This window comes from Mycolicibacter arupensis (assembly GCF_002086515.1).
Classification (GTDB): domain Bacteria; phylum Actinomycetota; class Actinomycetes; order Mycobacteriales; family Mycobacteriaceae; genus Mycobacterium; species Mycobacterium arupense.
This window is the reverse complement of sequence record NZ_MVHH01000062.1, coordinates 1-18,901: the sequence shown is the minus strand read 5'-3', so window position 1 is coordinate 18,901 and position 18,901 is coordinate 1. Positions and strand designations below refer to the sequence as shown.

Below are 18,901 nucleotides of genomic sequence, written 5' to 3'. Positions count from 1 at the left end.
CACCCCACCCACCCAGATCAACGGAAAATGGGGCAACGTCGGCGACGGCCTCGCCGCGGCAGGTGAACGTGCGAACGTACCCGCCAATCCAGCGAAGTTGCCGGGGTTCGTTCCGGGCGGCTCTCCGAGTGCCGCTGTTCCCGGCGGTATCCCGACGACCACCGCGTTGGAGAACGTCGAGAAGTTCGGCAAACGGCTGGGATTCGTCGGAAATGTCGTCACCGGCGTGAACGGGATCATCGAGGGCGCCAACGACGTGAGCAACGGTGCCGCCCTGAGCACCACTCTGGTCGATGTCGGCGCCAAAACCGCGGGTGATATCGGCGGTGGCTTGGTCGGCGCCACCACTGGGGCCGAAGCGGGCGCCTGGATCGGGACCATGATCGCCCCGGGCGCCGGAACTGTGATCGGCGCCGGCGTCGGAGCGGTGGTCGGCGGCGTGATCGGCAGCGACATCGGAAAGAAGATGGGCGAAGAGATTTCGGATGTGTCACACAGTGTTTGGCGTAGCCTGTTCGGCTGAGACGCGGCAGACAAAGGAGAACGATCACCATCAGTAACGCAGAGCGCATCGCCATTCTCGCCGCGATGGTCATGCTTGCCATCGCCATCCCCGTGGACCCCCGCAAGGACGCGAAGTCGAAGTGGCTGTTTTGGGTCATCGGTCCGATGGTGGGTGCCGCGTTGTTCGCCGTCGCGCTCTACGGCGTGGTGAAAAATCCGGGGGCATCGGATCTGGTCGGCGCAGTCCTTGGTGGAGCATTTTTCGCCTACCTATGCTTCGGCGCCGTCTACGTCCGCAAGCGCTGGCCGATCGGGCGCTGGCCTGGTTCTCGTTCTTGACGCACCGAAAGGACTTGACATGGAACCCGCTAGTCAGCCAGCCAGCGAGGGACCCATCCAGCTGGCTCCCCGCACGCCCGACGAACCGACGATCACCCTCCCCCAGCCGCCGGGTTGGGGGTTCATGCCGGGCAAGGACGAGACGTCGATCCGCGGCATTCTGTTCAACCAGGAGCTGCGTCGGCACGGCTTCACGCCCAACGCGGTAGTGACGTGCGAAGAGCTCACCGGCCAGGTGGGACTCCCATCGCAGGCCCTGGCCAAGGAGCGCGCCGCAGTCATCGACCTCGTCGGTGACCTCGACACCGACACTGCCGGGACGGTGTCGGGTTTTCCGAGCCGGACGATCACCTACAACCTGCAGGGCCGACCGGCGACCGGCCTGCTCATCGCCGTGCAGAACGCCAAGGACCGGATCTGGGCGATCACGGTCACCGTGCAGACCACCGACGCCGACAACCCGCACTACATCGACGCCACCCGGCAGCTGCTGGACTCGCTGGAAGTCCGGCTGCCCACCCCGTGACGGCCCTGCGACAATGCATTCATGGTCGAGCAGAGCCTCTGGATGCAGAAAGTCGCCGCCGATCCGGGCCATTCCCAGTGGTACATCGAGCGCTTTCGTGCGATGGCCCGCGCCGGTAAGGATCTGGCCGGGGAGGCGCGCTTCATCGACGCCATGGCCGCTCGCGGCGCCCGCATCCTCGACGCGGGCTGCGGTCCGGGCCGAGTCGCCGGATTCCTGGCCGGGGCCGGTCACGATGTGGTCGGCGTCGACGTCGACCCGGAGCTCATCGCGGCGGCCGCCCAGGACTATCCCGGGCCGCGCTACCTCGTCGCCGACCTCGCCGAACTGGACCTGCCCGCCCGCGGCATCGCCGACCGCTTCGACATCATCGTGTCGGCCGGCAACGTCATGACGTTCGTGGCCCCGAGCACACGCGTCGAGGTCTTGCGCCGGCTGCGCGCCCACTGCGCCGACGACGGCCGGACCGTGATCGGCTTCGGCGCCGATCGCGACTACGATTTCGCTTCGTTCCTGGCCGACGCGTCAACGGCCGGATTCGCCGAAGACCTGCTGCTGGCCAGCTGGGATCTTCGGCCCTTCGCCGCGGACTCCGACTTTCTGGTCGCAGTACTGCGCCCCGATCACAGCGGCAGCTGATCGTCCTCGTTGAGTTCGCCGAGCTCGTCGACAGTGAGCACCTCGGTCATGTCCTGTTCCTGGTAGGCAAGCCGGCCCACCCGATGCGCCACCACCGGCGCGGTGATCAGCGTGAACAGGATGCTCACGGTCACCATCCCGGCGTCGTGGCTGCCCCGCAGCCGGATCAACACCCCCAACAGCACCAACAGCAGGCCCAACACCTGCGGCTTGGTCGCCGAGTGCATACGGGCCAACGTGTCGGGGAAGCGCACCACCCCAATGGCGGCCGTCAGCGCCAGCACCGAACCGGCGAGCACCAGTACCCCGGCGAGCAGGTCAAGCACGATCACCGCACCCTCCCCACGCCGGGCCGGTCGTCGGGCACCCGGAACCGGGCGACACTCACCGATCCGATGAAGCCCACCAGGGCCAGCGCCGCGAGGCTGTAGGTCACGGTGGTGTCGCGGCTGGCGGCGGCCCAGATTCCGATGCCGCACATGTTCATCGCGGCCAGCGTGTCCAGTGCCACCAGCCGATCCAGGGTGGAGGGTCCGGCCAGCAGCCGGTACATGGTGATGACCGCGGCGATGCCCAACAGCACACCGGCGGTCGCCCAGATCACGTTCATGCGGTTCCCCCCACCGGCAGCCATTCCTCGTCGCGTTCGAAGGCGGCGATCAGCAGTCGCTCCACCTGCGCGGCCTGGTGATAAAAGCGCTCGACGGCCTTGGCGGACCCGACATCGATGACATGGCAGTACAGGATCCGGCGCACCTGGTCGATCTCCAACACCATCGACCCGGGAATCAGGGTGGTGATGCTGGAGGCCAGCACCAGGACCAGGTCCGACTTGATGCTCATCGGCACCCGCAGCACCCCGGTCAGCGGCGGCGGTCCGGGCCTGATCGCCAGCCACATCAACTGAATGCTGGACTCGACCAGATACCAGGAGAACAGCCCGATCAGCTTCACCAGTGCCACCGGATGCACCCGGCCCTGCACCGGGACCGGCGGCACCGGCAGCAGTACCGTGATCACCACCGCGACCACCACGCCCATGATGATGTTGGGAACGGTGACACGGCCCCACAACAACACCCACACGGTGGCCAGGGCGGACACCGAGAAGAGTCGCAGCGCAAGCGGCCTCACGGTGCACCCACCGACAGCACGGTCGAGATGTATTCGCCCCGGTCGAGGACCTCGGCCGCGGCCCGCTGGGTGTAGGCGAAGATCGGGCCGGCCAGCACGCTCAGTGATAGACCCAGCGCAATCAGCGCAAGTGTCGGAACCACCATCCACGTTGGCATCTTGCCGACGTCATCGCGATCGTCGTAGGCGATGTCACCGACGTCGTCGAGCAACACCGGCGGGGCGGCCAGCACCAGCTCGCCCTCGGGCGCGTCGACCCGGCGCCGCCAGAACGCCATGGTCCACACTCGCGCCAGCACATACAGCGTCAGCAGACTGGTGACCACCGCACCGCCCACCAGCAACCAGGCGAGCACCGAGCCGTTCCCGACACCGGCCTGCAGTACGGCGGTCTTGCCGATGAATCCGGAAAAGGGCGGAATGCCGCCGAGGTTGAACGCCGGGATCAGAAACACGAAGGCCAGCAATGGATTCCCGATCAGGCCACCCAGCCGGTGCAGCGAGGAGGCTCCGCCCTGCCGCTCGATCAGTCCGGCCGCCAAGAACAGCGTCGTCATCACGATGATGTGGTGCATCACGTAGAAGATCGCACCGGACATGCCCAGCTGACTGGACAACGCGACCCCGAACATCATGAAGCCGATGTGGCTCACCAGGGTGAACGACAAGATTCGCTTGATGTCGCTCTGCGCGATAGCACCGAAGATTCCCACCAGCATGGTCAGCAGCGCCGCCACCAACAACACCGCGTCCAATCCACCGTCGGGGAACAACAGTGAGTGAGCCCGGATGATCGCGTAGACACCGACTTTGGTCAGGATCCCGGCGAACACCGCGGTGATGGGGGCAGGGGCGGTGGGGTAGGCGTCGGGCAGCCAGGCCGACAGCGGGAACACCGCGGCCTTGATCCCGAACGCCACCAGCAACACCGCGAACAACGCACTGCGGGTGCCACCGGGCAGCCCGCCGGTTCGGATCGCGAGCTCGGCGAGGTTCAGGGTGCCGGTGGCGGCGTAGATCAGCGCGATGCCGAACAGGAAGACCAAGGAGGAGGCCATCGAGACCATCACGTAGCCGATGCCGGCGCGGATCCGTTCTGCGCTGGCGCCGATGGTCAGCAGCACGAAACTTGCCGACAGCAGCATCTCGAAACCGACGAACAGGTTGAACAGGTCGCCGGCCAAGAACGCCAGGGAGACTCCGGTGGCCAGGGTCAGGTAGGTGGGCAGGAAGATCGACACCGGCTGACGATCGTCACCGTCGCGGACGCCCTGGCCGATGGCGTAGACCATGACGGCCAGCAGAACCACCGCCGACACCACCAGCATCAGCGCCGACAAGCGGTCGACGACCAGGCTGATTCCCAACGGTCCCAGGCCCCGCTCGGTCGGCCCCCACCCCCCGACGTGCAGTACCAGTGTGCCGTTGCGGTCGGTCAGGTACAGCAGGGTGGCGCTCACACCCGCCACCGCGCACAGCACGCCGATGGTGATGGGCCGCTGCAGCCGCGGCCGGCGGCCCACGATGAGGGTCAGCGCCGCACCCAGGGTGGGCAGCAATACCGGCAGCGGCATCAAGACGGCGGCCAGACTCACCGTGACACCTCACTTTCGGGGACGGCGTCGAGTTCACCGGCCGACACCGGCACGCCCTGGTCGGGTTCGGCGGCGATCACCTCTTCGTCGGACAACTGCGAGACCCTGGTCGCTTCCTGGTCGTCGCCGACATCGTCGGTGGTCGTGAGGTTGAACGAGCGATAGGTCAGCGCCAGCACGAAGGCACCGACCCCCATCGTGATGACGATCGAGGTCAGCACCATCGCCTGCGCCAGCGCGTCGGCGTCGGTGGCTTTGCCGGAGCTGGCCCAATAGATGGGCGGGTTGCCGTCGGGCCCTCCGACGTCGATGAGCAGGAGGTTGACGGCATTGCCGATCATCATCAGCCCCAACAACATTCGGGTGAGGCTGCGCTCCAGGAGCATGTATACCCCGCACGCGGTCAAGCCGGCGGCCATCAACAACGGAACAAAATGTGCGGTCATGACACTCCTGCCAGCGGGCGGGCCGGGGGCTGCGATTCCAGCTCCTGGTCCAGCCGTACCCCGAGGCTGCGCAGCACATCGAGCACCATGCCCACGACCACCAGGTACACGCCCAGATCGAAGAACAGCGAGGTCATCACCTTGACGTGACCCAGCACCGGGAGAGTGAACGAGAGCACCCCCGACGACAGCACGGGCGCGCCGAGGAACAGCGATCCCAACGCCGTGCCACCGGCCAAGGCCAGCCCGACGCCCAGGATCTTGCTGGAGTCCACCGGCAGCGTCTCGCCCAGCTCGTAGCGCCCACCGGCCAAGTACCGCAATGCCAAGCCCAGCCCGGCGGCCAGCCCGCCGGCGAAGCCGCCGCCGGGATAGTTGTGTCCGGCGAACAGGAAGTAAACCGAGACCACCATGATCAGCGGGAAGATGATTCGGGTTGCGACCTCCAGCACCAGTGACCGCTGATTGGGATCGTGGTAGGCGCTGCCACGCAGCCAGGTGGTGGATCCGACTGCCGGGCTGTAAGGGGTGGCGCGCATGTCTAGACCCGGGCCGCCGGGAGCGGCACCGGCGTCGGCGACGCGCGGCGCCCGCCCGAAGCGGCGGTTGCGGAACACCATCGACGCCACCCCGGTCGCGGCGACCAGCAGTACCGAGATCTCACCGAGGGTGTCCCAGGCCCGGATGTCGACCAGCAGGACATTCACGGTGTTGGCTCCGTGGCCACGAACATAGGCAGCCTCGGGCAGCGCCTCGGACACCCCGTCGTGGGTGCGCGCCGCCATCGCAAAGGCCGCCAGGATCGCGACGGTGGCGCCGGCCGCCAGCGACAGCAGGATCCGGGGCAGCCGGTTCAGCGCCATCGTGGGCCGCTCCGCCTCGGCCGGCAGGGTGCGCAGCACGAGCACGAAGATCACCAGAGTCACGGTTTCGACCAGCAGCTGGGTCAGGGCGAGGTCGGGAGCGCCGTGGAAGGCGAATGCCGCCGCACACCCGTAGCCGGTCACCCCGACCATCAACACCGTGGACAGCCGGTTGCGGGCCATGGTGGCGCCGATCCCGCCGGCGAGCACCAGAACCGCGACGGTCAGTTGCAGCGGCGTGTCCCACAGCGCCAGCTCGACGTGGTTGCGGGCGCCCAGCGCCAACGCCGTCAGCGGAAGGACCACCAGCGTCGCGAAGATCATTCCCTGGTTGAGCGGCAGGGAGCCGCGCTGGGTGATGCCGGTCAGCCGCACCGCGGCGACGTCGAGCAACCGCAGCACGTCGTCATAGATCCGGTCGGCGCCGCCCAGCGGCAGCCGCCGCAGCCGGGTCAGGCCCAGCGGTCCGCGGGCCGCGAAAACGATCGACCCGACCACCAGAACCAGCGCAGACAGCAGCACCGGCAACCCGACTCCGTGCCACAGCGCCAGGTGGTACGTCGTTCCGCCCGGCATGGTGTCGGCGTAGCTGCGCAATGCGGTGTCGAGGGTGAGCGCACTCAGGCCCAGCAGCAGGCTGGCGCTGGCGAGGACCGCCGGTGGCGCCAGAAACGTCAGCTCCGGTCGATGCAGGCCGGCGACGCGGGGACTCGGGGCGGACCGCCCCTTCGACGCGAAGCCGCCCCAGACGAAGCGCACGCTGTAGATCACGGTGAACAACGAGGCCACCACCCCCGCAGCCAGCACATACGGGCCGCCGCTGCCCAAGACCGGAGTCCGGGCTTCGGCCCCGAAAATGGTCTCCTTGGCGATGAACCCCACGAACGGCGGCACCCCGGCCATGCTGGCGGCCGCCGCAGCGGCGATCACGAACAGTCCCGGGCACCGGCGCCCCAAGCCCGCCAGTTCGCGCAGGTCGCGGGTGCCGGTGGCATGGTCGATGATCCCCACCACCATGAACAGCGTCGCCTTGGCGGCGGCATGGGCGCACATCGCGGTCAAGCCGGCCAGCATGAGATCTCCGGTGCCGGCGCCCACCAGCACGATCATCAGGCCCAGCTGGCTGACCGTGCTGTAGGCCAGCAGCAGCTTCAGGTCGTACTCGTGAATGGCCCGCCATCCCGCCAGCAGTGCGGTGGACAGGCCCAGAATGACCAGCGTCGGCCGCCATCCCGGGGAGTCGGCGAAACCCGGTGCCAGCCGCGCCACCAGATAGATGCCGGCCTTGACCATGGCCGCGGCATGCAGGTAGGCGCTGACCGGTGTCGGCGCCGCCATGGCGCCGGGCAGCCAGAAGTGCAGCGGCACAATCGCCGACTTGCTGAGCGCGCCGACCAGGATCAGCAGGACACCGACCGTGACGGTGGTGCCCGACGGCGGATGGACGACGATTTCCGAAAGCAGGTAGGTGCCCGACGCAGTGCCCAGCGCGATGATGCCCACCAGCATGGCCAGGCCGCCGGCCGTGGTCACCAGCAATGCCTGCGTGGCGGCGCGACGGTTGGCGGCGCGCTCGGCGTAGTGCCCGATGAGCAGGAACGACAACACCGTGGTCATTTCCCAGAACACGTAGAGCACCAGCATGTTGTCGGCGACCATCAATCCGAACATGGCCCCGGCGAAACCGACCATCTTCGCGGCGAAGCTCGGCAGCCGCGGATCGGTGTCGGTGTGCACGCCGACCGGCCGGAAGTAAGCCGAACAGTAGAACAGCACCAGCGCGCCGATGCCCAGCGCCAGCACACACATGATCGCGCTCAGCGAATCGAAGCGCAGCGCGATGTCCATCGACAGCCCCGGCACCCAGGGCACCGTCGTGCGAAGTTCGTCGGCCGGACCGGACGGCCAGTTCGCCAGGACCCAGCCCAGCGACACCAGCGGAATGGCGCCCAGCGGATAGAAGGCCAGCCTGCCGAATCTGCGCACCAGCGCTGGTGCTGCAGCGGTGCCAACAATATGGGCAAGCAGTATCGCCAGCATCATGCTCCACGGGCCGTTTCGTTTAAGTCGATGCGTTCAGTTTGTGGCACCAGTTGTGAGAAGACCACTCGGATCGGACGCGCGACAAACCCGTCCGCGCATCTCCCACACCACTAACTCCAGTCTCTGTGGTGCGGCGCCCGCGCGCCATGGAATGCAGCCCCCATTCGGAGGGGGGTCAGACACCCATTACCGCCGATGACGCTGCGCGTTACGGCTCCGTGAACATTTAGACGTTGCGTTACGGCTCGATTAACCCAGTCCTGATCGCATAGCGGGTGAGTGCCAGCCTGTCGCGCAACCCCAATTTCTGCAGGGTGTTGGTCCGGTGGCGGTCGACGGTCTTGGCGCTGATCCCGAGGGTCTTGGCGATCTCCCGGGCCGAGAAACCCTCGGCGATCAACTTGAGCACTTCCTCTTCACGCGGTGTGAGGATGGTCTCCGGCAACGTGCTGCCGTGGCGGGCCCGATGCAGGTAATCCCGGATCAGCGCGGTCACCGCCCCGGCGTACAGAAAAGGCTCGCCCCGGATGGTCGACCGGCACGCCTCGAGCAGGTCGCGGTCGGCCACCGACTTGAGCACATAGCCCGAGGCGCCGGCCTTGAGCGCTTCGAAGAAGTACTGCTCGTTGTCGTGCATCGACAACATCAGCATCCGCACATGGGGATGGTTGCGGCTGATCTCCCGGGCGGCCTGCAGACCCGTCATCCGCGGCATCGCGATGTCCAGAATCGCCAGGTCTACCGGCGTTTCCTGCAACGCCGCGAGCGCCTCGGACCCGTCGGCGGCCTCCGCGACCACGGACAGGTCCGGCTCGGCATCCAGAATCATCCGCAACCCGCTGCGCACCAGGGCGTGATCGTCGGCGAGCAGGATGCGCGCCGGCTGCGTAGGCATCATGACGGCGCCGTCCCCGTTCGGGCCGGAACCACCAGCAGAATCTCGGTGCCGTGGTCGGGCGGCGACGTGATGGCCAGAACACCGTGCACCAGCAGGGCCCGCTCGCGCATTCCGGTGATTCCGGCGCCCTCCTCACGAACTCCACCGCAGCCGTCGTCGGCGATCCGCAGAGTCAGCTCACCAGCCGGGCCGACGTGGAGGTCCACCCAGGCCTTCTGGGCACCGGAGTGCCGGGCGATGTTGGTCAGGCTCTCCTGAACGATGCGATAGCAGACCAGGTCCAGATTCGGAGTCAGCCGTTCTGCCTGCGGACCGATGTCTTTGACGACGTCAATACCTGTCGCCTGGGTGAACTGATTGCACAGCGCCTGCAGGGCGCTCTGGAGCCCCAGATCCTCCAAGGCGTCCGGCCGCAACCGCCGCGCGATACCCCGTACCTCGTCAAGGCTGGCGCGCACGGTTTCCTGCGCATCGGCGAGGTCGCCCCGTATTGCCGCCGGCGCTGCGTCCACCGCGCGTTTGAGAGTCAGCAGGGCGACGGTCAGGGTCTGACCGATCTCGTCGTGGAGCTCCCTGGCAATCCGCTCGCGCTCGGCCTCCTGAGCCAGCAGCACCAGTGCGCTCGAGGATGCGCGTTCGGTTTCCAGTCGATCGAGCATGGTGTTGAACGACGCGATGAGATTGTGCAGGTCGCCGGCCCCCGGGTCATGCACCCGGTCGGTACGCCGGAGCAGGTCGACGCGCCGCATGGACGCGGCCAACCGGTCCAGCGGAGCCAGGCTGGACCGCAAGAGCAGGGCATTGGCCCCCACCACGACCGCCAGCCCGGTCAGCAGGACGGGGATCTCGGCCAACTGGACCGGACCGGAAACGGTCGCCGGCGACATGGCCAGCACCAGCGTGCCGAAGGTGAACACCAGGCCATTGATCAGCACCACCCGGCGAAACAACCCTCGGGCGGGCGCGGTGGCTCGCCGCCGAAAACGCGCGACGAGCCCGGTCCTATGGCTCATAGCACCACACTGGTCTGCACGGCACATATTTGTCCATACGGGCTGCCTACCCCGCGAATGGGTGTCAAACACCATGGCGAGCCCCCGCCTCAGGCTCGGACAATAGGGGGTACACACCGCTGACGTCGGCCTGGCGCCATGGCCGAGACAGCCGCCGCTCCGCAGCGTCGAGTCGCCCTGGTGCAGCGCCGGGCAGCTCAGCTCGACGGGCCGCACCATCACGAACCATGACCGGAGGATGCAACTGCGATGGACGGCGGCCGATGAACTTCGCGGCGTTGCCGCCGGAAGTCAACTCCGGCCTGATGTACACCGGTGCAGGTTCGGGCCCCCTGCTCGCGGCCGCCTCCGCCTGGAGCGGGCTGGCCGCAGAACTGCATGCCGCTGCCGCGGGCTACGAGTCGGTGCTTGCTGAGTTGACCAGCACCGGCTGGCATGGCCCGTCATCGGCCGCGATGATCGCCGCTGCCACGCCGTTCGTGGCGTGGCTGAATACCGCCGCCGGCCAGGCCGAGAAGACGGCTCAACAAGCCCAAGGGGCCGTCGCAGCCTACGAGGCGGCGTTCGCCATGACGGTCCCCCCGTCCGCGGTGGCGGCCAATCGGGCCCAGTTGTTGACGTTGATGGCCACCAACGTGCTCGGTCAGAATGCCGCCGCGATCGCAGCCACCGAAGCGCACTACGGCGAGATGTGGGCCCAAGACGCCACCGCGATGTACGGCTACTCAGCGCTGGCCACGGCCGCCCGGGAACTCGAACCGTTCGCTCCCCCGCCCCAGACCAGCAACCCGGCGGGGCCGCTGAGCCACGACGGCAGTTCCGCGGCCAACCTGGCACAGACCGTGGCAGGGCGGCTGGCTTCGGCGGCGCCCTTGGCCGGTCCGGCGGAAGCCCAAACGCCGATGCCGGCCCTGTCCGGAACGATCGGCCTGCTGGGGGACAGTCCCCCAGCACTGTTCCAATGGCTGGGCGTCATCGCCGACGAGACCGCCATCGGGATCGCCCTTCCGATGTCGGTCTTGGGGGTGTGGCTCTCGGGCGCGGCGATGTACTTCTCCGAGCAGGATTCGCAGGAGATCTTCGACACCCAAGACGTGCTCCGCGCCGGGCAGCGCAACATCCTGGGTGCCCTGGACCAACTCGGCGCGCACGCCGAGCTGCCCTCGCTCGACAAGCTTCGAATACCCCACGTCCCCGTCGTGTCCGCCATCGGCGAGGCCCTCCCGCTCGGAGCGCTCTCAACCCCGATCAGTTGGGCCGAAGCGGCCCCAGAGATCCGTCACATGAGCCTCTCGACACCGCTGGCCGCCGCCCCGCCGACCGCGGGAGCCCTGGGAACGGCCTTCGGCCAGATGGCCCTGGCGGGCATGGGCGGCAGCGCGCTGGCCGGTGCGGTGAACCAGCGCCGGTCGGATTCGCCCAAGGCGCCCGCCGCGGCAGCCGTGACGGGGGCGGCCAGCTCGCAGACCTCCGAGCAGTCCGCTCCCACAGCGGCACTGGCCCCGTTGACGTCGGTGGCCGAGCTGGCCGCGGGAATTCGCGAGCTCGGTGAACTGCATGACGCCGGATATCTGACGGTCGAGGAGTTCGCCGAACAGAAACGCCGGCTGCTGGCGCGGTGATCACCGCGTCGTACCGCTGCGCGCGCCGGCCCTAGCGGCGCCGCGCCCGTAGGTAGTCGCCGACCACCGCCGCTCCCAGGCCGTCGAGTTCGGGCACCACCACCCGGCCCTGGACCCGGCGCGCCACCTGATCGATGAATCGGGCCAGCCCCGGATCATCCCCGAGCCGGAAGATCGTCACCTGCGCACCGAGCCGGGCGACCTCGTCGAAGCCCCGGACCGTGTGGGCGATGGTCCGCGGGTGCGGCGGGTAGTCGAAGAACACCGCCGGCCCCGCGCTGCCGTCGCCGCGGTAATCCTCCAGGTGCGCCGTCGGCTCGCCGTCGGTGACCACCAGCACCACCGGCTGGGCGTTGGGATGGCGGCGCAGATGCCGGGCGGCCAGCGCCAATGCGTGGTGCAGATTGGTGCCCTGCTCGTAGACGCCCTCCAGGCCGGTCAGCTCCGCGGCGGTCACCGTGCGCGCGTAACGGCCGAAGGCGATGATCTCCAACGCATCTGACCGAAAACGGGTGCTGACCAAGTGGTTCAATGCCAGCGCGGTCCGTTTCATCGGCAGCCAGCGGTTGTCCATCACCATGGAGAACGACGTGTCCACCAGCAGCGCGACGGCGGATTGGGTGCGGGTCTCGGTCTCCGAGACCTCGACGTCGTCAACACTGATCGACAGCCGGCCGCGGGCGCCGGCGAGCTTCGCCTCTCCTTCGTCGAGCCTCGCTGAACCGCTGCGTCTGCCCGGCGGTCCCAGCTTCGCCTCTCCTTCGTCGAGCCTCGCTGAACCGCCGGCGACCTGCCGCAGCACCGAATTGGTCAGGGTCCGGGTGACGTTCCACGGTTCGGTGTCCCCGAACTGCCACGGCCGAGTCGCCCCGGTCAGCTCACCGGCCGCCCCCGCCCGCCGGTGGTCACGCTCGCCGCGGCGTCCCGAAAGTTGCCGTGCCACATCACGGAGTGCGGTCTCGCCGAGACGGCGCATCGCCTTGGGCGACAGCCTCCACTGGCCATCCGAGCTGCGGTCCAGGAATCCCTGATTGAGCAGTGCGCGTTCCAATTCGGCCAGGGTCCGCGCATCGACAGCAGCCTGATCGCCCAGCTGGCGAGCCAGGGCGTCGAGGTCGACGTCGTCCATACTGGCGCCCGGATACGCCTGCGACAGCTGCTCGGCCAGCTGCTCGAGCTCGGCGATATCGGCCAGGGCCTGGGCGCCCTCCCCCATGCCCAGCGGGTTCTCCCCGGAGAACTCAGACGAACCGGTCCAGTCCTCACCGGGCCGGGCCGCCTGCAGATGGGCATCGAGGCGTCCCAGCGCCTGCTGCAAGGAGGGCGAGCCGAATGCCTGCTCGGCCAACGCATCCAGCTCCGCGCGCTGCTCGGCGCTCAGCGAGTTGCGGAAGCGTTGGGCGGCCGCCGCCCGCTGCGCCAGCGAATCCAGCAACTCCTCGACATTGCTCGGGTTCTCCGGGAAGAACTCGCCGTGCTTGTCCATGAATTGCTGGAAATCCTCGGCACTGTCCGTTCCCTGAGAGTGCTTGTCCAACAGATCGTTGAGATCATCGAGCATCTCGCTGACCCGTTGCCGGTCAGCGTCGGTGGCACCTTCCAGCGCCTGCTTCATTCCGGCGAAACGCTGATCGAGCATTTCCCGGCCGAGCAGATCCTTGATCTTCTCGTAGGACTCGCGGGCCTCGCCGCTGCGCCAGTCGTAGTCGGCCAGTTCCTGCACGGCCTTGGCCGGAGACGGCGAGAGCGCCTCCAGTTGCATCTCGCCGAAACGCGCGTCGTCGTCGAGGGCGCGGGCCAGTTCCTTGCGCTCGGCCAGCACCGCCTCGTCGAGCAGCTTCTTGACCTCGGCCAAGGTGCCGTCCAAGTTGTTGCGGCGCAGTAGTTCCCGACGTCGTCGCTGCGCCTCGGCGGCCAGCTGGTCGGCGCCGGTCAGGTTCTTGGTGCCGCGGCGCAACAACTCCTGCAGCGCCCGCCGCGGCGACGTCCCCTCCATGACGTCGCGCCCGATCTCCTCCAGCGCCTCGGCCAGGTCGACCGGCGGCGCCAACGGATCCGGCCCTCCGGAGTAGGCCGAATACCGTGAGGCGCGAAAGGGATGGCCTTTAGCCATAGACGGTTTCGCCCTCGTCGGAGGTCTTGTCGATGCGCTTGGCCAGATACAGCGCCTCCAAAGCCAGTTCGAGCGCCGCGGCGCGTTGCCCTTCAGATTCCGCGCCCAGCCGCTGGGCCACCGCGTCGATCACCGGCAGGTCCGGCAGCGCCGCCAGCACCGATTTGGCCGAGATCCGCTCCCCCGTCGTCACGGCAGCCTCCTCGACCGCAGCCACCAACGGGCCCACGTCGATACCGCCCAGCTCTCGCGCTGCGGTGTCGGCGGTGGCGCGGCGCAACAGATGCTCCAAGACGGCCTGTTCGCGGCCCTCCTCACCGGATTCGAACTCCAGCTTGCCGCGCAGCACATCAACGATGGTGCTCAGGTCCACCACCCGGGCCACGGGATCGCTTTCACCCAGCACGGCGCCCCGGTGCCGCGCCGAGGCCGCCACCGTCTCCGCGGCAGCGATCGCGAACCGCGCCGAGACTCCGGAACGCTGGTCCACCGAACGGGACTCGCGCAGATAGCGGGCGAACCGGGCCAGCACCGCCAGCAGGTAGTCGGGCACCTGAGCGCTCAGGTGGGCCTCCTGTGCGATCACCTCGACTTCGGCGTCCAGTTCCAGCGGGTAGTGGGTACGGATCTCGGCGCCGAAGCGGTCCTTGAGGGGGGTGATGATGCGGCCGCGGTTGGTGTAGTCCTCCGGGTTGGCGCTGGCGACCACCAGCACGTCCAGCGGCAGGCGCAGGATGTAGCCGCGCACCTGAATGTCACGCTCTTCCATCACATTGAGCATCGACACCTGGATGCGCTCGGCCAGGTCGGGCAGCTCATTGACCGCGACGATGCCGCGGTGCGCCCGCGGAATCAGGCCGTAGGCGATGGTCTCGGGGTCACCCAGACTGCGGCCTTCGGCGACCTTGATCGGGTCGATGTCGCCGACCAGGTCGGCGACGCTGGTGTCGGGGGTGGCCAGCTTCTCGGTGTAGCGCTCGCTGCGGTGCCGCCACGCCACCGGCAGGTCGTCACCGAGCTCGGCCGCCCGCCGTGTCGACTCGGGCGTGATCGGCGAGTACGGGTGCTCGCCCAGTTCCGCACCGGCGATCACCGGGGTCCACTCGTCGAGCAATCCGACGAGTGCCCGCAGCAGCCGCGTCTTTCCCTGACCACGCTCGCCCAGCAGCACGATGTCATGCCCCGCGATCAGGGCGCGTTCCAGCTGCGGCAGCACGGTGTCGTCGAAACCGAAGATGCCGGGCCAGATGGTCGCCGCGTCGTCACCGTCGGCCAGGCGAGCCAGGAGGTTCTCGGCGATCTCCTGTTTGACTCCCCTCTCACGGTGCCCGGCGGCACGCAGCTCACCGAGAGTCTTGGGCAGATCGTGCGGGGCGTTCGGCGCGGTCACCACTCCACGCTACGACGGGTTGCGAAGTCCGTCACGATGCGCCGGTTCATCCGGCCGCCCAATACCCGATACCCTGGGTATCGTGAACTTTCCGGAATGGCGTGAACGCCCGGCTCAGACGCACTTCGGCCCGGCCTCCTGGCAGGCCCGCATGCTGGGTGTGGCCGCGGCCGTCTTTCTGCGCAGCTCGATCGCAGCGCTGACATTGATCGGCATGGTGATCAACCGGCTGTGGCCCGCCGCTCTGCAGCGCGCACGCCTGGACCTCATCGACCAGCCGATGCGCTACATCCGGGCCCTGCCCGGCACGCAGGTGTCGCGCGAGCGGCTGACCGACTGCCCCGCCGAGTGGGTGGTGGCGCCGAGTGCTCGCGACTCCGACCGGGTGATCGTCTACTTCCACGGCTCGGCGCTGGTGACGCTGGGGCTCAATTCGCACCGCCGCTTTGCCAGCAAGCTGTCCGAGGCCACCGGCGCCCGGGTTTTCAATGTCGGCTATCGCCTGGCGCCGCTCGCCGGCATCGACGAGGCCGTCTCCGACGGCCTGTGCGCCTACCGTCACGTTCTGGACGCCGGATTCAGCGCGGAGCGCATTGTCATGGCCGGGGACTCAGCAGGCGGCCTGATGGCGGTGAACACCGCCCTGGCCGCCCGCGACGCGGGACTGGCCGTGCCCGCGGGTCAGGTTCTGATGTCGCCGCTGACGTCGTCGGACATGGAGATCAAGCGGCAGGCCGCGCACACCCGCCGCGACCCGTTCTTCCCGTTCATGGCGTTCATGTTCATCTACCGAGTGTTTGCCACAGTGAACGGCACCCGCGCCCTGCCGGTGATGCCGCCGGAGGCGGAGTTGCGCGGCCTGGGGCCATTCCTGCTGCAGGTCGGCGACAACGAGATGCTGCGCAACGATACCTTTACGCTGGCCGACAAGCTCAGCGCCGCCGGAGTGCCGAACTGGGTTCAGATCTGGGACCGCGCGTTGCACATGTTCCAGCTCACCTTCGACATCAACCCCGACGCGCGCCGAGCCATCGCCGAGATCGCCGAGTTCATCGATTACGCCGTGGCCGACGCACAGCCGAACAGCCAGACGAGCCGCGGCGCCTAAGCCTGACCCTGCAACAGAGTCAGCAGCAGCGGAATACGGTTGGCCTCGATCTCGGGCTGCGGCAGAACGGCGCGAACGATCGCCGCGCCGTCGAAGGTATTGGTCAGCAGCGCAACGACGTTGGGAAACAGCTCCTGGGGAAATGCGTCGGCGGTCGGAAACGCCCTGGCGGCATCACAGATCTTGTCGCTGTACTCAGCGAGCACCTCGCGCAAGACCGTCCGCAGTTTGTCGTCGGTGCGGGCGGCGACCAACAATTCATAAACCACGGCGTTGGTGGAGTTGGCGGTCACATCACGAAGCACCGTCAGCACCGCTTCGAGCGCTGGAACGTCGGACGGGATCTCCGCGATCTGCTTGCCGAACAGCTCGAGCTGACGCCGCAACACTTCCTGCGCGGTGGCGGCCATGAAATCACCCATGGTGCCGAAGTGCCGGAACAGCGCCCCGTCGGAGACACCGGCCCGCGCGGCGATCACCTTGGCCGAGGCCCGCGCGTAGCCCACCTCGGCGATGGTCGCGATGCTGGCGTCGAGTAATCCGGCCATGGTGGCCTCGCGGCGCTCCTGCTGGGTTCGTGCCATGCGCTAGACCGACTGCAGCTCAGGGGATCCGGCGCGCAGGAATCGGCCAGACCTCATCGTCGTGCCGTAGCCGTCGCAGAACTGTCCGTTGCGGAACACCACGGTGCCCCCCACCGCGGTGACCACCACGGCCTCGTCGTTGCGGTTGACCATCCGGCTCAGATCGCCGTAGAACGGCACCTTCTCCTCGTGATATCCGTCGACGGCATCGGTCAGGCCGGCCGGGTCGATCACCACGAGGTCCGCGCGGTCGCCGCGGCGCAGGGTGCCCGCATCGAATCCGAACCAGTCGGCGACTTCGGAGGTCAGCCGGTACACCGCCCGCTGGACGCTCATGAACGGCCGGCCGGCGGCCTCGGCGTCACGAACCCGTTTGAGTAGCCGCAGCGCGTAGTTGTAAAAGGCCATGTTGCGCAGGTGCGCTCCGGCGTCGGAGAACCCCATGTGGATCACCGGTTCGTTGGCCAGTTTGTCCAGCTGCTTAGGCCGGTGGTTGGCCACAATGGTGGTCCAGCGGACATTGCGCTCGCCGTTGTCCACCAGAACGTCGAGGAATGCGTCCAGCGGATGCAGCCCACGCTCGTCAGCGATCTGACCGAAACTCTTGCCGATCAAACTTGCGTCGGGGCACTCGACGATCACCGCGTCGTGAAAGTCGCGGTGCCACAGGCTCGGCCCCAACTTCTTGCGGTCGAACGCCTTGCGGAATTTTCGGCGATACTCGGTATCGGCCAGCAATGCGTTGCGCTCCAACTGATCACGCAGGTGAAGCGCCGCCGTCCCCGCGCCGAACTCCTCAAAGACCGGAAGATCGATACCGTCGGAATACAATTCGAACGGCACCGGCAGGTGCTGGAACCGCACACTGGAACCCAGCACCGCGTTGAGCAGCCGGGCTCCGGGACCGAAGACCCGCACCGCACCGGGCGCAGACTTGGCGTCGGCGGAGACCAACAGGCTCATCCGCACCCCACGCCGCCGGCCGAAGAGCCCGCTACTGGTCAGGAAGAAGTTCAATGCGGTCAACGGGTTACGCACGTCGGGGGCACTCTGCAGCATCCGACCGCGCTTGCGCAGCACCTTGATCAGCCGGCGCCGCTCACGCCAGGTGGCGAAGGTCGACGGCAGCGCCCGCGACCGGAAGCGGTCGCCGTCGAGCTTGTCGATCGGCGCATCCATGCCGGACATGCCCAACAGCCCGGCCTCCAGGCCCTCGTCGAGCATCGCCGCCATCTTCTCCAGTTCGGCCTCGGTGGGGACGACACCGTCGGTGGTGGCACGGTCCAGGCCGAGCACCGCCGTCCGCAGGTCCGAATGTCCGAGCATGGAACTGACGTTGGGCCCGAGTGGCAATTCATCGAGCGTGCGCACGTACTCCGCGGGTGTGGACCAGGTCTTCTTGGACTCCAGCGCGTCCAGCACGAACTTGCGCGGCACCGCCTCCACCCGGCTGAACAGGTCCGCAGCGTCCTCGGCCCCGGCATACACCGTCGACAACGAGCAGTTGCCCAGCAGCACCGTGGTGACGCCGTGCCGCACCGACTCCCGCAGGCCGGGGTCCAGCAGCACCTCGGCGTCGTAGTGGGTGTGCACGTCGATGAAACCGGGGACCACCCACTTGCCGGCCGCGTCGATCACCTCGGGGCAGGCGGTCCCATCCAGCTCACCCGACACGATGTCGGCGACGACACCGTCGCGGACGCCGAGGGTGCGGACCTGCGGGGCGTTGCCCAGGCCGTCGAACCACAGTCCGTTGCGGATGATCAGGTCGTAGGCCACAGCGTCTCCCCACATCGAAGTTAAGTTAGATAGTGAGCGCCTACAATCTTTGTGTCAAGGATTGCGGCGCGGGCGACCCGCATTCCATGGCCAATGTTTCACTCGAACCACTTGCGCCACAGGAGTTTTCCTGTCGGTGGGCGGCGCTACTATTCGAACATGCGTTCGAGTGGTCGTGAGGAAGTCGTCGAAGCCTTCGACGCGCTCTCGGCTGACCTGGATCGGGCGTTGGAGTTGGACTTCGATGCGTTGACGCCGCGGGAATGTGTGGCCCTGCTGCGGCGCTGCGAGAAGCTGCGACGCCG

The 18,901-nt window shown here is 67.8% G+C and carries 17 protein-coding genes and 1 pseudogene; 6 read left to right on the top strand and 12 right to left on the bottom strand.

Annotated elements, in window-relative coordinates:
• From BST15_RS22215 to BST15_RS19065, 4 genes and pseudogenes are all read left to right on the top strand, one after another.
• Positions 1-523: pseudogene (locus BST15_RS22215) on the top strand (glycine zipper domain-containing protein); the annotation flags it as partial.
• A gap of 65 nt (positions 524-588) precedes the next feature.
• On the top strand, positions 589-843 hold the full coding sequence (locus BST15_RS19075) for a hypothetical protein (RefSeq protein WP_046190565.1): 255 nt from the start codon (positions 589-591) through the stop codon (positions 841-843).
• Positions 844-862: 19 nt separating this feature from the next.
• Positions 863-1,369 (top strand): LpqN/LpqT family lipoprotein, encoded by a 507-nt coding sequence (locus BST15_RS19070; RefSeq protein WP_046190564.1) that lies wholly within the window; start codon positions 863-865, stop codon positions 1,367-1,369.
• A 21-nt stretch (positions 1,370-1,390) separates the two neighbouring features.
• A complete protein-coding gene (locus BST15_RS19065) occupies positions 1,391-2,008 on the top strand; it encodes a class I SAM-dependent methyltransferase (RefSeq protein ID WP_046190563.1) in 618 nt (205 codons plus the stop codon).
• Here BST15_RS19065 and mnhG read toward each other — a convergent pair.
• The 8 genes from mnhG to BST15_RS19025 form a co-directional block, all read right to left on the bottom strand.
• Positions 1,993-2,340, bottom strand: a complete 348-nt coding sequence (gene mnhG, locus BST15_RS19060) for a monovalent cation/H(+) antiporter subunit G (protein WP_046190562.1) — start codon at positions 2,338-2,340, stop codon at positions 1,993-1,995. The two genes, BST15_RS19065 and mnhG, sit on opposite strands and share 16 nt — an antisense overlap.
• On the bottom strand, positions 2,337-2,618 hold the full coding sequence (locus BST15_RS19055; RefSeq protein WP_046190569.1) for a monovalent cation/H+ antiporter complex subunit F: 282 nt from the start codon (positions 2,616-2,618) through the stop codon (positions 2,337-2,339). The genes mnhG and BST15_RS19055 overlap by 4 nt, the downstream gene beginning before the upstream one ends.
• The gene (locus BST15_RS19050; protein WP_046190561.1) at positions 2,615-3,142 is read right to left on the bottom strand and encodes a Na+/H+ antiporter subunit E; all 528 of its coding nucleotides are present in this window, start codon (positions 3,140-3,142) and stop codon (positions 2,615-2,617) included. The genes BST15_RS19055 and BST15_RS19050 overlap by 4 nt, the downstream gene beginning before the upstream one ends.
• Positions 3,139-4,737 (bottom strand): Na+/H+ antiporter subunit D, encoded by a 1,599-nt coding sequence (locus BST15_RS19045; RefSeq protein WP_409366524.1) that lies wholly within the window; start codon positions 4,735-4,737, stop codon positions 3,139-3,141. Before BST15_RS19045 ends, BST15_RS19050 begins: the two co-directional genes overlap by 4 nt.
• The gene (locus BST15_RS19040; RefSeq protein ID WP_046190560.1) at positions 4,734-5,183 is read right to left on the bottom strand and encodes a Na(+)/H(+) antiporter subunit C; all 450 of its coding nucleotides are present in this window, start codon (positions 5,181-5,183) and stop codon (positions 4,734-4,736) included. The genes BST15_RS19045 and BST15_RS19040 overlap by 4 nt, the downstream gene beginning before the upstream one ends.
• Positions 5,180-8,086 (bottom strand): Na+/H+ antiporter subunit A, encoded by a 2,907-nt coding sequence (locus BST15_RS19035; RefSeq protein ID WP_046190567.1) that lies wholly within the window; start codon positions 8,084-8,086, stop codon positions 5,180-5,182. Before BST15_RS19035 ends, BST15_RS19040 begins: the two co-directional genes overlap by 4 nt.
• A gap of 241 nt (positions 8,087-8,327) precedes the next feature.
• On the bottom strand, positions 8,328-8,984 hold the full coding sequence (locus tag BST15_RS19030; RefSeq protein ID WP_046190559.1) for a response regulator: 657 nt from the start codon (positions 8,982-8,984) through the stop codon (positions 8,328-8,330).
• The gene (locus tag BST15_RS19025; protein ID WP_046190558.1) at positions 8,984-10,000 is read right to left on the bottom strand and encodes a HAMP domain-containing sensor histidine kinase; all 1,017 of its coding nucleotides are present in this window, start codon (positions 9,998-10,000) and stop codon (positions 8,984-8,986) included. Before BST15_RS19025 ends, BST15_RS19030 begins: the two co-directional genes overlap by 1 nt.
• 227 nt (positions 10,001-10,227) lie before the next feature.
• Here BST15_RS19025 and BST15_RS23125 point away from each other — a divergent pair, with 227 nt between their 5' ends.
• Positions 10,228-11,622: a PPE family protein, SVP subgroup gene (locus BST15_RS23125; protein ID WP_272937518.1), complete on the top strand. Its 1,395-nt coding sequence runs from the start codon at positions 10,228-10,230 to the stop codon at positions 11,620-11,622.
• A gap of 31 nt (positions 11,623-11,653) precedes the next feature.
• Here BST15_RS23125 and BST15_RS19015 read toward each other — a convergent pair whose 3' ends face one another.
• Together BST15_RS19015 and BST15_RS19010 are read right to left on the bottom strand one after the other, a co-directional pair.
• Positions 11,654-13,735, bottom strand: coding sequence for a vWA domain-containing protein (locus BST15_RS19015; protein WP_046190556.1), 2,082 nt, complete (start codon positions 13,733-13,735; stop codon positions 11,654-11,656).
• Entirely contained in the window at positions 13,728-15,125 is a 1,398-nt protein-coding gene (locus BST15_RS19010) for a sigma 54-interacting transcriptional regulator (RefSeq protein WP_409366523.1), read from the bottom strand. Before BST15_RS19010 ends, BST15_RS19015 begins: the two co-directional genes overlap by 8 nt.
• Positions 15,126-15,207: 82 nt before the next feature.
• Between BST15_RS19010 and BST15_RS19005 the strand changes: the two genes are divergently transcribed.
• Positions 15,208-16,233 carry an alpha/beta hydrolase gene (locus BST15_RS19005; protein WP_046190554.1) on the top strand — a complete coding sequence of 342 codons (1,026 nt, stop codon included), beginning with the start codon at positions 15,208-15,210 and terminating at the stop codon, positions 16,231-16,233.
• Here BST15_RS19005 and BST15_RS19000 read toward each other — a convergent pair.
• Positions 16,230-16,817, bottom strand: coding sequence for a TetR/AcrR family transcriptional regulator (locus BST15_RS19000; protein WP_046190553.1), 588 nt, complete (start codon positions 16,815-16,817; stop codon positions 16,230-16,232). The two genes, BST15_RS19005 and BST15_RS19000, sit on opposite strands and share 4 nt — an antisense overlap.
• A gap of 3 nt (positions 16,818-16,820) precedes the next feature.
• Entirely contained in the window at positions 16,821-18,596 is a 1,776-nt protein-coding gene (locus BST15_RS18995) for an N-acyl-D-amino-acid deacylase family protein (protein ID WP_046190552.1), read from the bottom strand.
• Positions 18,597-18,901 lie beyond the last annotated feature (305 nt).

Bases quoted from the DNA above. Each gene is read 5' to 3' on its own strand.
- BST15_RS19035 (WP_046190567.1), bottom strand. From the start codon at position 8,086: ATGCTGGCGATACTGCTTGCCCATATTGTTGGCACCGCTGCAGCACCA.
- BST15_RS19000 (WP_046190553.1), bottom strand. From the start codon at position 16,817: ATGGCACGAACCCAGCAGGAGCGCCGCGAGGCCACCATGGCCGGATTA.
- BST15_RS19065 (WP_046190563.1), top strand. From the start codon at position 1,391: ATGGTCGAGCAGAGCCTCTGGATGCAGAAAGTCGCCGCCGATCCGGGC.
- BST15_RS23125 (WP_272937518.1), top strand. From the start codon at position 10,228: ATGACCGGAGGATGCAACTGCGATGGACGGCGGCCGATGAACTTCGCG.
- BST15_RS19040 (WP_046190560.1), bottom strand. From the start codon at position 5,183: ATGACCGCACATTTTGTTCCGTTGTTGATGGCCGCCGGCTTGACCGCG.
- BST15_RS19025 (WP_046190558.1), bottom strand. From the start codon at position 10,000: ATGAGCCATAGGACCGGGCTCGTCGCGCGTTTTCGGCGGCGAGCCACC.
- BST15_RS19055 (WP_046190569.1), bottom strand. From the start codon at position 2,618: ATGAACGTGATCTGGGCGACCGCCGGTGTGCTGTTGGGCATCGCCGCG.
- BST15_RS19030 (WP_046190559.1), bottom strand. From the start codon at position 8,984: ATGCCTACGCAGCCGGCGCGCATCCTGCTCGCCGACGATCACGCCCTG.
- BST15_RS19075 (WP_046190565.1), top strand. From the start codon at position 589: ATGGTCATGCTTGCCATCGCCATCCCCGTGGACCCCCGCAAGGACGCG.
- BST15_RS19015 (WP_046190556.1), bottom strand. From the start codon at position 13,735: ATGGCTAAAGGCCATCCCTTTCGCGCCTCACGGTATTCGGCCTACTCC.
- BST15_RS19070 (WP_046190564.1), top strand. From the start codon at position 863: ATGGAACCCGCTAGTCAGCCAGCCAGCGAGGGACCCATCCAGCTGGCT.